This window comes from Bartonella massiliensis, assembly GCF_902150025.1.
In the GTDB taxonomy this organism is placed as follows: Bacteria; Pseudomonadota; Alphaproteobacteria; order Rhizobiales; family Rhizobiaceae; genus Bartonella; species Bartonella massiliensis.
Genome location: NZ_CABFVS010000031.1, coordinates 43,426 through 54,747, shown reverse-complemented (window position 1 = coordinate 54,747; position 11,322 = coordinate 43,426). Strand labels below are relative to the sequence as shown.

At 36.7% G+C, this 11,322-nt stretch carries 8 protein-coding genes and 1 pseudogene; 2 read left to right on the top strand and 7 right to left on the bottom strand.

The genetic code is table 11. The features are described from left to right. Positions 1-54: 54 nt before the first annotated feature. The 7 genes from FNZ60_RS10270 to FNZ60_RS07585 form a co-directional block, all read right to left on the bottom strand. The gene (locus FNZ60_RS10270; protein WP_246054751.1) at positions 55-597 is read right to left on the bottom strand and encodes a DNA methyltransferase; all 543 of its coding nucleotides are present in this window, start codon (positions 595-597) and stop codon (positions 55-57) included. A 269-nt stretch (positions 598-866) separates the two neighbouring features. Further along, entirely contained in the window at positions 867-1,103 is a 237-nt protein-coding gene (locus FNZ60_RS10265; RefSeq protein ID WP_246054750.1) for a hypothetical protein, read from the bottom strand. A gap of 382 nt (positions 1,104-1,485) precedes the next feature. Then, positions 1,486-2,850, bottom strand: a complete 1,365-nt coding sequence (locus FNZ60_RS07605; protein WP_142417011.1) for an MFS transporter — start codon at positions 2,848-2,850, stop codon at positions 1,486-1,488. A 2-nt stretch (positions 2,851-2,852) separates the two neighbouring features. Continuing rightward, the gene (locus tag FNZ60_RS07600; RefSeq protein ID WP_246054749.1) at positions 2,853-4,160 is read right to left on the bottom strand and encodes a cytochrome P450, cyclodipeptide synthase-associated; all 1,308 of its coding nucleotides are present in this window, start codon (positions 4,158-4,160) and stop codon (positions 2,853-2,855) included. A 17-nt stretch (positions 4,161-4,177) separates the two neighbouring features. Continuing rightward, positions 4,178-4,474 (bottom strand): tRNA-dependent cyclodipeptide synthase, encoded by a 297-nt coding sequence (locus tag FNZ60_RS10475; protein WP_142417010.1) that lies wholly within the window; start codon positions 4,472-4,474, stop codon positions 4,178-4,180. 13 nt (positions 4,475-4,487) lie between these two features. Then, positions 4,488-4,931 (bottom strand): tRNA-dependent cyclodipeptide synthase, encoded by a 444-nt coding sequence (locus tag FNZ60_RS10470; protein WP_142417009.1) that lies wholly within the window; start codon positions 4,929-4,931, stop codon positions 4,488-4,490. A 722-nt stretch (positions 4,932-5,653) separates the two neighbouring features. Continuing rightward, entirely contained in the window at positions 5,654-6,730 is a 1,077-nt protein-coding gene (locus tag FNZ60_RS07585; RefSeq protein WP_142417008.1) for a YrzE family protein, read from the bottom strand. Positions 6,731-7,240: 510 nt separating this feature from the next. Here FNZ60_RS07585 and pyrF point away from each other — a divergent pair. Beyond that, positions 7,241-8,086 carry an orotidine-5'-phosphate decarboxylase gene (pyrF, locus tag FNZ60_RS07580; protein ID WP_142417007.1) on the top strand — a complete coding sequence of 282 codons (846 nt, stop codon included), beginning with the start codon at positions 7,241-7,243 and terminating at the stop codon, positions 8,084-8,086. Between the two features lie 1,823 nt (positions 8,087-9,909). Beyond that, positions 9,910-10,268, top strand: a pseudogene (locus tag FNZ60_RS07575) (helix-turn-helix domain-containing protein). The last annotated feature ends 1,054 nt before the right edge of the window (positions 10,269-11,322 follow it).

Below are 11,322 nucleotides of genomic sequence, written 5' to 3'. Positions count from 1 at the left end.
AAATTGCCAAATTGACTATAAAAAATAACCTCTATATGCATCTAAAGAGAATGCTTAAACCAAAACAAAAAGATGCACATTTTGAAATCGTTTAAGCATTGGCCGTTTATTTGTATCTGTAGGAAATAAAACTTTTCTTTCTTTTATGAGTTGTTCCATGCTCTCAGGAATATAGGCCCAAACCCTGTTTGGATTATAGGGAAAGACATTACCAGTGCTAGGATCAATAAGATCATAGGCTTGATTAGGACGCATTGAGGCATTCATGCCAACGGTTAAATCACCGGTAATCCACGGACCTCTCAGATCATTGTCAGGATTTTGATATTTATCAAAATGTTTTTTTCTTCCCATAAATTCAGAAATTCCGCTACGCTGATAACAAAGTACATATTCATGATCTATGGAAATGTTATTTTCTGACATGCCTGATGATGCACGGCGACACCAAATGAGCTGCGCAATAAAATTCTCTTCACCAAAGACCTCATTACAAAGTTTTTTAAGATTACCCTGTTCATTATCATCAATAGAGATAAAAATGACACCATCATCGCGGAGCAGATTGCGCGCGAGTTTGAGGCGTGGATACATCATATTCAGCCAGTTGGTATGGTAGCAACCTGCACTGCTGGAATTTGTTCCTATTCTTTTGCCTTCATTACCAGTTGTCCTGTCATTTCAAGATAGTTCTGTACGCCATCTTTAAAATCATCTTTATAAACAAAATTATTCCCCGTATTATAGGGAGGGTCAATGCAAATCATTTTTATTTGACGGTGATAGGATTTTTGCAAAAGTTTTAAAACTTCAAGATTGTCACCTTCAATAAACAGATTTTGTGTGGTGTCCCAATCTAGACTTTCTTATTTGCAAGGGCGTAGTGCTCCTGTACTTGGTGTTTGAGCAAGACGACTTGCCGCACATTTCCCATGCCATGTGAAATTATAGTGCTCTTCATTCTTAACTAGGTAATTTCCTAAAAGCTCTTGAAGGGAGTCAAATTTAATTTTTCCCTCTGAAAATACTTCGGGGAACAGTTGTTTCAACTGTTTAATATTTTGTTCCACGATATCTATGTTTTTGTCGTCTAGCTTTTCCATATTGCTCACGTGTTTTTATTGCCTTTTAAGGTTGTGCTGGGTGCTTTGTGGTTTTTTGCACTTTCTTTCATAAAATAATTTGTTTTTACATTTATTAAAATGCATTTCCTATTTTACTTTTTTATATAGATTAACAAGTGAAGTTTTGTTCTAGTATTGCAATTTATAAAAGACTATTTTGGTCATTTCATGTGGGATTCCTTATGTCTGTATAATAAGCACAAAAGATTTACAAAAAATATTTTTTAAAATAACGTATGACTATAGAATTTTTTATATTTTGTCTGAGATATGAGAATTAGTCGCATTATTTTTTCAATAGTGGTAAATACTGTATAATTTTATCACCATTGCAAATGTTATAGTGTTTCAATAAAATATCTCATAAACTTGTGTTTTTCTCTTTACGCGAGAAGGAGAGTACGAGGCAAAACAGTAAAAATGCAGCAATAGAGAAGAGGAAAAATATGAGATATGTTTGGTTGAGGGAAAGAGCTCCTTTTGTTAGCGTATGGAGCAAATAGCCAGCAAATACACCGCCCAAAGCCCCACCTATTTGCTGTAATATGCGTGTGATAACCGCTGTATCTTTAACGTATAGACGATCGACATATTGAATGGGGGCGGATAGGCATACAATGGTGGCAATACCAAGCCCTATACCCCTTAGTAAGAAACCCAGCCCATCCATGCTTATTGTATAGCCAAAGCATAATAAGCCAAAGCTTGAGATCAACAAACCAATTCCTATCATGAAAAAGGGAGATTTTTCTTTCCATTTCTGGTAAATAAATTTTCTACCAATCCATGCACCTACCCCTTGTAGAGCAAGGAGGGCACCGATGATGAGAAGGCTTGTTTCATGGGGGGCTTTTAAGGCGATTGCTAGGGGGAAATAAACAAGAAAACTGTAAAAAAGAAAGGAGGCAATCAGCCCCATGATCATGAGCAATGTGTAGCGTACATTTGTAAATCCGCTAAAGACAATTAATTTGTTTTTTGCTTTCTGATTAGAAACAATGAAGAATATGAGAGAGATGACCGCTATCAATGCTATGAGAGAGAGAATGTTGTTGTTATTGAACTTTATGGCTTCTGTGAGGTAAAAAAATGAAATAAGGGATAGCGAAAAGGCTAAAAATGCCAGCACGTTAAATTTTGTTTTTACTGTTTCATTAGTTTTTAAATGTTTTATTCCAATGGTGAGTGCTAATAAAATGAGCGGAATATTGATAAAAAATAACAATCGCCAAGAGACATATTGAGCAATGGAAGCACCAACAAGCGGTCCAAAGGCCGGAGCGAAAACCGTTGGTACGGCGATTGTCCCCATGGCTTGGCGAACGCGGTCTTGTCCAAATTGTAAGGCAACAATGGTTTGGCTTAAGGGTAATAAAAGACCTGTTCCAAAACCTTGAACGATACGGGCTGAGATAATGCTGTGAAAATCATAGCTTAATCCAACCCCCAGTGATCCAAGCATAAAAATGCCGTTTGCAAGCAGCCAAGTCTTTTTAACGCCTATTCTCCCCTGCAGAAAAGCGGCTATCAAAAGTCCTGGAACGGTGGCGAGGAAATAGGAGGTTACAACCCATTGTATATTATTTTTACCGACTGAAAAATAATTGCTAAGATCAGGGAGGATGACATTCACAATGCTACCGTCTAACAAGGGCAGTATGCTGGAGATGATGACGGTATAGATGACGGACTTTTCTGATTTTGTATAGGAATCTCTTTTTTGCATTCTTATGCTCCTTGCTGATAGTCTTTGACAATATTGGGCACGCCCATAAATCGCAGGTTTTGAGAATAACCCTCTGTTTGTGAGGACTGTGCTATTGGCATGAATGTAATTGGGAGTGCTGATGGCCCCCTTGTGTACAATCCTTCTTCTTCTAAAAGAAAACCATCGGTTAAACAGATCTCAATGAGTTTATCGAGGAGTTTATTCGCTGTTAGCTCTATTTGCATGAGAGCAAAAGCAGAACCTACACAAATGTGCATGCCTGCTCCAAAGGCCAGATGGTTCGCGGTTTTTATAAGATCTGGCCTGGCTTTACGGATCCGTTTGCGTTCAGGGATAAAATGATTGGGGTTCATAAAAACATCAGGATCGCGATTTGCTGCTCCAATCATGCAAAAGACGAGAGAATTGGCTGGTAAAGAGATCCCTGCAAACTCCATTGCTTGATTGGTTTGGCGCGGTATAAGTTGAACGGGAGAAGTGAGGCGTAATGTTTCTGCGATCGCATCGCTAAGAAGTGTCTTATCTTTTTGGATTTTTTCTAATTCGTTTGGGTTTGTGAGTAAGTGATAAAAAAGATAAGCTAAAGTTTTATCGGCAGGCTCTATAGCAGCCAATAACATGTTGAGGACGAGCGCGACTATTTCAGAAGTTGTCATATGATTGCCATCATCTGTTTTCTGACATAAAACAGAGATTAAATCTTCAGATGAATTTTTATTCCATTCTTCTATCAGTGGTGTGAGATAAGAAATGATATTTTTGCTGCATGATAAGCTGAATTCTTTTTCTTCATCTGATTGGTTAAGGCTGGTGACAAAAGATGAGACTCTGGTGTGCCACAGCGATATATCCTTATAGCGATCTATCGGTAGACCTAAGACCATTAATGTAACAAGCACGCTATAATCTTTACCGAACTCGTTCATAATATCTATTCGTCCCTTAGTAAGATATGGCATGAGAAGTCGATCTATTGTTTCTTCAATAAGGGCAGCATAGCGCGTGCGAAACATTTTTCCAGTAAGTTTTGACAAGACAGTGTGTCGCTTGTTATGGTGTTCTTCTCCTTCCATTTGTGCTAAAACGCGATCGCCCATGACCGGCTCTGCTCGAACAGCTAAGGGAGCTGTTGTAAAGCGGACATCTTTCAAAATTGCGTTGACATCTTCATATCGGCCAAAAAAATAAGCCTTAAGATTTTCATCCCAAAGAACAGAGTTAGAAGAATGGAGTGCTTGGTATGTGTTATATGGATTTTTTTGAAAATTCTTGTCCATAACGTTGAATTGAATAATATGACGCATCATTTTCCCCCTTGATTTTTTTAATTATAAATTGGCTCTTTATTATAAGTCTGTGTACAGATTGAAACAATTCCGTGACCTTGCTGCTTATCAACACAAAGAGGCGATTTGCCTCTGAGTAATAATTCTCCTACTGGCCATTCACAATGATAGGCTAAAACTGAGCTCTCTATATTTAGTAAAGATGGCGTGTTGACGTAGAATGGTATTTCATCAAAAATATATTCAATAGAAATATCTGTTGTTTCCAAATTATTTATTTCGCCAGCTGATAACCCTACGCTTTTTGCCCGATTACCAACAGCTTGGATTGACATTTTTTTACATAATTCAATAAAATTCAGATTTTTTTTTGTATAGATCTATCGCTTTTGATTTGAGTATTTTGTAACTTTTATTTTCTTTGTATTGAGAGAAATCAAGAATACGAAATGACTTTTCTAAATTACTAAAATCTTGAATATTATATAATATACGTCTTATGCGATTGAGTTCCTTTTTTGTTTTTCTCTCTGCCTTAGCTTTAGTCGCTCCAGATGCTAATACAAGGAGCATTGCCGATTCTAGATCTGGGAGCAATACGTCAATACTATTGAATTTTTTTGCACTCCAATATATGAGTTCAGTGATATATTTTTCTGAAAACCTTGAGTTGAATGGGCTTATACCGATCATAAGATGCTGTTTCATTGCAATCAAACGAGAACAATTTTCTGATTGTCCCCTAATAGAAAATGAAAAATGATCGTTGGCATCTATTTTTTGTGAATCCACACTTCCCCCTACATCCGCGTTATACCACGACAAATGATTTTCATTTATTAAAATGAATAAATGACTAGTTATCTTATTGCATATCCTATAAAATAAATAAATTATTTTGTAAAGGTAGGTCGTTGATTGGTTAAGTTACCATAAGATATACAATACATAGGGATTTGTATCATTTTAGCCATGAATATGAACGTGTTTCCAAACTTAACAGCTTGGGGCTAATGTTTATCTCGTGCAGGAAGGTTTAAGAGAATGTTGGATACGCATCAAATTGAGGCTTCGGTAAATGGTCTGCTCGTATGGAAAAATATTTATTGAGAGTAAAAAGGTATAGCAAGAGCCTTTTATTGATAGAATTTTGACTTTTGACAAGGATATGTAATATTTATGAGCTTTGCGTAATATGCGTAATACTAGGAGAGAAAACTCTCAGTGATCATGAGAATAAATGAGACCATCATATTATATCATAGATTTTAGAGCTTATGAAATTTGAAGAAACGTATAATATCTATAGTAGTCTTATTCTAAAATTGACGAGAGAGCTTTTTCAGTTAAGGTTGTACGGATGCTTTGAGATTTTTCTCATGTTTTTAAAAGCTTAAAATTGGCTTTTAAAAAATTTTTGCTGCGTTGAAAAGAATAAAAAAATATCGCAAGAAAAAGCTGCACAGATAGTGCAGCTTTTTTTATGCTTGTTTTGCTTTAGAGGCACAAGTTTGTTAAATTTTTAAAATATCCTTACGGCTTCTGTAACCATAATAGCCACAAACACTGGAAATTATGGCGCCAATCAGACTGCCTAAAAAGCCCCACCATCCCATGTGTGATGCTGTGTTCGTGACTTTATCAGCCATGTGAAGAGCATCTTTTGTCCGAGCATCAAGCTTTTGAGATAAGGTATCAGCTTGTTTTTCTAGAGCTTTGAGGGCTTGCCCTGTTTTTTCCTCTGCACTTTGATAAAGTTGAACAGCGCGGGTGGTGGCTGTTTGTGCATCTGCACGGCTCATGCCATTGTTCATCAGGGCTTTGATGATATCGCTTTGATTAAATTTTTCTGTCAGAGCTTCTAGGCGATTGGAAAGGCGATCTCCTAGATTTTTCAAAGTGGCGCGATAATGTGAAGGATCATTTTTGAAAGCGGTTATCGCAGAACCAATATCATTGAGTGCTGCCTGATAAGTTTGTTTTAAGCGATCTAGATTGAGAGCTGGAATATCGCTTTTATTGAGAAGGGTGCGCAACTCATTGCCCAGTTGGTCAAAATTAATGTCATTGTCATTATTTGTTGCAAAAAACTTTTCAAAATTTTCGCTGTTAATTTTTGAAAATAGGGAGGGGAGGTTGTCGACGGTTTGTTGGATTATAGAAGTACTGTTTCCAACCGCTTTAGCTCCTATTTTTGCTGTACTTGAAACCACGTGGATGGCTTGGAGTGCCATTAGCAATGTTATGAGAGCCCAAGTGAGAAAGCCATGAAGAGCCCCAGCGGTTTCAGCAAAACGCCCAGCCACAAAGCCGCCTAAAGCAAGGCTTATCAGCATAACGATAAGAGAGCCAATGCCCATTGAGAGAAAAGAACCTCTAAAAGGGGAGGATGAAGTAAAGTCCATTTGGCTCAATCCTAAAGCTGCAATGAGAAAAGAGAGGCAGATTGAGACGGCAAGAGCCGTGACCAGTCCAGCAAAAATGGCTGACCATGAAATAGGGGTATGAAAGAATGAATATTTTGTTTCTTGAGATGTCTCTCCTAGAAAATTTGTATCAAAAGGTGTGTTTTCAGGAATGCGAGTTTCCATGTTTTATCTCCTTGAATATGCTGGAGATACAATGTTTTTTTGCCAATTATGTTCCAAAATTTATGCCTTATCATGGATAATTTAGCTGCTGCAAGGTGAATAGGAAAGATCTAAAGTTGAAGATTGGGAACATTATGGTGGAGCATTTTTTTACTTTTTTTTAAAACGTATTTATCAAGATTTTTTTTGATCAGCGATCAAGAGGCGTGAAAGAGATAAGGTATGTATGTTTGGCTTCACGAGGTTATTGACCGGAATCATATGGAATGTTTTTTGTTCGAATTTTATTGTAAGGCTTGAACTTTTATTTAATGAAAACGTCTTGGTTGATAAATATGCGATAAGCATTGCAAATGGGAATATCTTTCATAAGTTAAGAGCAAAATTTTTCTATGAGAGCAATAGTATGAGATCGCTTTCTGTGTGTGTTGAGGATTGTATTTTTTTGACAAATGTTTTTCTTTTTGATTGTATCGAAAAGTTTAAAGAGAGACCGTGTTAGGATATAAAATGTTTTGTTCAGTTTTTTTTAAAAATAGTGAAAAATATGGCCCCCTTTGTGTTGGTTTTGATCCGAGCCATAAAGTTTTACAATCATGGAATTTAAGCCCGGATTATAAGGGACTAAAAGATTTTTGTGATATCCTCTTAACAGCGGTTGTAGGGAAGGTGGGGATTATAAAGCCGCAGGTTGCGTTTTTTGAATTGTATGGTGTGGAGGGGCTTCAAGTTCTCAAAGAACTCATTGAAAATGCACAAAAACAAGGTTTGTTGGTCATTGCTGATGCAAAAAGAGGGGATATTGGCTCTACCGCTGAGGCTTATGGACAAGCTTGGCTTGGCGCTAATAGTCCTTTTAAAGCTGATGCTATAACAGTTAATCCTTTTTTAGGGTTTGATGCTCTCATTCCTTTGATAAAAATTGCAGAAGAAACAGAAACGGCGATTTTTATGGTTGTTCAATCGTCTAATCCAGAGGGAAGACACATTCGAAATGCCAGCATTGGCAATCAAACGGTTTCTGTTCATTTGGCGCAGCGTATTTTTGCATATAATAGCCAATCTTCAAGCCAATATCGTCATGTTGGCCCTATCGGGGCGGTGATTGGCGCAACATTAGGCAGTGAAGCAAAAGAGACAATTGAATCGTTAGAAAATAGCTTGTTTCTTGTTCCGGGCATTGGGGCTCAAGGGGGAACAATAACACAATTAACTCAGCAGTTTCCGCAAAGGCTATGGCAGAATATTATTCCTTCAATTTCAAGATCAATTACAGAGGTTGGTCGAAAGAGCGTTGATTTAAAAAATGTCATTCATAATTTTGCTGAGCAATCTAAAAACACGCTTCTCTCTTAAATTTTTGGCTCTTGCTCTTAGTGGTTTTATGGCGTTGTTTTCTGGAGAGAGCGTGTGCTTTTTCTCTTTCTGGAAAATTAATACCCAAATCTAACGTCGCTACATGTTGGAGACAAAAATTAAGGCAGATGAGGGCTCTATTGACTGTTGCGGCTTTTGTATAGCCAATGGAAGAAAGCTTATCAGCATATCTTTACGTCTGTATCATTTTTTTAACAGGCTGACAGTTTAATTTTAGAAGAATATGGCGTTTTAAAGGTGATAACACATCACTCGCCTTACCTTCTCTTTTAATTTTGCCTTACCGCTTGCAAAAGCGTTGAGAGTAATATCTTTTACATCATGAAGATTGCTTATCGCGTTCTTTAATGGGGGCATCGACCATCATATAATACAAAGTCGATATTGGGTTGTATATTCACGGGCTTGTTTAAAAAAATACCTCTCAAGGGTACGTTACATCCATTTTGCGACGGCGGTTTGTGAAGAGTATAACGATAAATCCATTGAGTATTGCTGTCATTATGCTTTATGAAGGAGTAAGCCAGTGTCATCACATGACTTTTCCAGCTTCCAAGGTTGCAGATCAATCCTTGGGATACTGGAAGCAATTCATGAAGAGGCATTTTTAGTCCTTATCTTTTCTCATTTTTATCTCCATGGCTCTCTTTATCTTTACCCTTATAAGAGATATGGTTTTGGTTGTTTCAACGGGCAGAGCTTTGAAATGAGAGAATCTTACGGTATTGAAAGTTCTAATTCCAGTTGAATAATGATAATTTATCATTATAAATCAATATATTACGATACGGTGGAGGGCTTCTCATTATAAAGAGGGATGCTTTTTATTCAGTTTTAAATATCCTTAAGAATTTTTAAGTTTATCCAAAAACAAATGTTCTTCGTGAGCTTTTTAAAGAAGCAGGTGTTTTTTTATTTGATGTTGCTATAGGGGGCGTTCTGCAAGTAAGTATTTGAAAAGACAATAATTTGAAAAAAGGGGAGCAGAAAAATACAGAGATATTGGAAAAGATTCATGCGAAGCGTTCTTTTAAAGGCGATGAGATAAGGGAAAATGTGCAAAAGGAAGGTTCAAAGGGCTCACAAGTGAGGCATAAGAATATTGGGGAATTATAAAACTTTTGATTGAGTGCATGCATACTTTCAATCAAATAAAAGGAGGGAGGGGAAGGCTGAGAGTGTCTATACAAATACATGGATTTTTGATTTTCCTTAAAAGTTAAAAATTTTGAATCCATGTTGATTTATCAATCATCTGGTTTTTTCTTAAAAAAGATTCCACCTTCTGACTTCGCAGGGGATCTCTATTTGCTCAATGTTGATGTTTTAATGGGATAGCAGAATAATCATTAGTCTGGAGCTTGCATGAGGGACAAAACAAAGGCTGTTTTGTATGGGGTAAGGATGCTGTCTAGGGGAAGAATGAAGGTGAGATTTTTTCATAAAACGCGGGGGGTGTGATTTTGATGCATGTGTGTTTAAGAATTTGAGAAGCCGATAACTTCTCATTAAAAATAAACTTTGAAAATTTTTTGAAAAACTATTTTTCTTGCAAAAATCCTGAAATTATTTTACACATTAAAAGATGTTTTGGGTCGCATACGCAACGACCAAGTGAGTCTTGAAAACCCTAGACCTTAGCGTGGAAATAACCCCACTGTTGTGGGTATCCTGGAATTCCGGGAGATTTTGCGTTGTCCAGGTGCATCTTACACACTAAAAGCAAAATGCTGGCTCGGATTCAGTTTTTTCAAGCTCCCGGAATACGCATAAGAGGCGCTCGCACTAGGTGGGGGCTTAAAGTGCAAACTCAGAACCTTAAACTTGATCTTTTTGTTGGAAAAAAATTTGCTTGAGGCGAAAAGTTTTGAGAATGTCTCAAAAAACATTAGGACACACCATTTAGGTGTAAGTTTCCAACAAATTCAAAAGTATGAAAACAGCTTAAACCGTGTGAGTGCAGAACGCTTAAAGGAAATTTCCGATATTTTGAATGTTCCTGTTGCCTTTTTTTACTGATATCGTCACAAAAGAAAACGCCCCGTACCATCATGATGAAATTGCATCAAGCAAAGAAGAATATTTGCTTTTAAAAAGTTTTAGAGTTCTGACCTCTGTCAAACAAAAAGCCATTTTAAAGTTGATTTCTGATCAAAATTAAAATGTTTTAAAGGATCTATGATGCCCCATTCTTTCATGGTTATTTTCAAAGACGAAGATTTTTAATCCATGCTGACTTTTAAAAAAATCATCTGTAAACAATACGGTATCTTTTTTAATGCATTCCATTTGGCTGATATTCATATGAATATACGAGTCACTTTTCTTTATAAGTGTTCATAAAAATGTTTAGCAACGTCTTATGGGGATAATGCTTCCATTTTCTCATGATGAAAGCGATTAATCGTTATGAGATGAGCTTTAAGCTGTGCTTCTTTTGACTGTTTTAGTTTCATAAAGCCCTTTCTTTTTTATTGTTTTGCTTTGTATTTAACAGTGCTAATCTGTCAAAAACTGTTTGTAAACTGTTTGCTGCCTTGTTTAGCTTATGCTTTTCTCTCTTCGTCTGAATATGTTGAGCTATGCTTTTTATAAAGATTTATGAAAGTGTCTCGAAATGTCTTTATGGCGATAATGCGCTTGTTTCGCTTAGACCTTTTAACGAGGAAAGGAGAAAGATTCTGAAAGTTCCACCAATCCGTAGACAATGGATTGTAAACAGTTGGGGGATATGAACAGTTCGGTTTTTCTTAAGCAGGTCTTAGAGGTTTACTTCGTATCACGATATTTCAAATGGTCATGTTTTACAATGCAATAGGATCAGCGTTCATTGTTTTGCTGGTTTTGTGAAAGCCACCCTTCATGGTATAAAATTTTCCTCATTGTAAAGTTTTTATGGTCAATCAAGATTATTTTTCTGCTCGTAATAAGGAGGGCTTGGGGGGGCGTAAAATACTTCAAGATAAAAATAAAAATGCTTTTTATGTCCTCTTTCACGTGCTAAAACCTTTTGCAACATTGAAGGATTCTATAAGCGTATGAGCGGCTGGCCGCTTTTATTGGGGGTGTTGAGAGGGATGGAGGTATCATGGACTTTATTCTTTTCATGAAGATTTGATCTTACACTCAGAGAAGTTTATGTAAATATCATGGTACGATTCATAAGGTTATTTTTGAAATGAATGTGAGGGTATAGAGAGCTATTTTTTTAACAA

Coding starts and splice junctions, on each gene's coding strand:
- FNZ60_RS10270 (WP_246054751.1), bottom strand. CDS start 597: ATGATGTATCCACGCCTCAAACTCGCGCGCAATCTGCTCCGCGATGAT.
- FNZ60_RS10265 (WP_246054750.1), bottom strand. CDS start 1,103: ATGGAAAAGCTAGACGACAAAAACATAGATATCGTGGAACAAAATATT.
- FNZ60_RS07605 (WP_142417011.1), bottom strand. CDS start 2,850: ATGCAAAAAAGAGATTCCTATACAAAATCAGAAAAGTCCGTCATCTAT.
- FNZ60_RS07600 (WP_246054749.1), bottom strand. CDS start 4,160: ATGATGCGTCATATTATTCAATTCAACGTTATGGACAAGAATTTTCAA.
- FNZ60_RS10475 (WP_142417010.1), bottom strand. CDS start 4,474: ATGTCAATCCAAGCTGTTGGTAATCGGGCAAAAAGCGTAGGGTTATCA.
- FNZ60_RS07585 (WP_142417008.1), bottom strand. CDS start 6,730: ATGGAAACTCGCATTCCTGAAAACACACCTTTTGATACAAATTTTCTA.
- pyrF (WP_142417007.1), top strand. CDS start 7,241: ATGTTTTGTTCAGTTTTTTTTAAAAATAGTGAAAAATATGGCCCCCTT.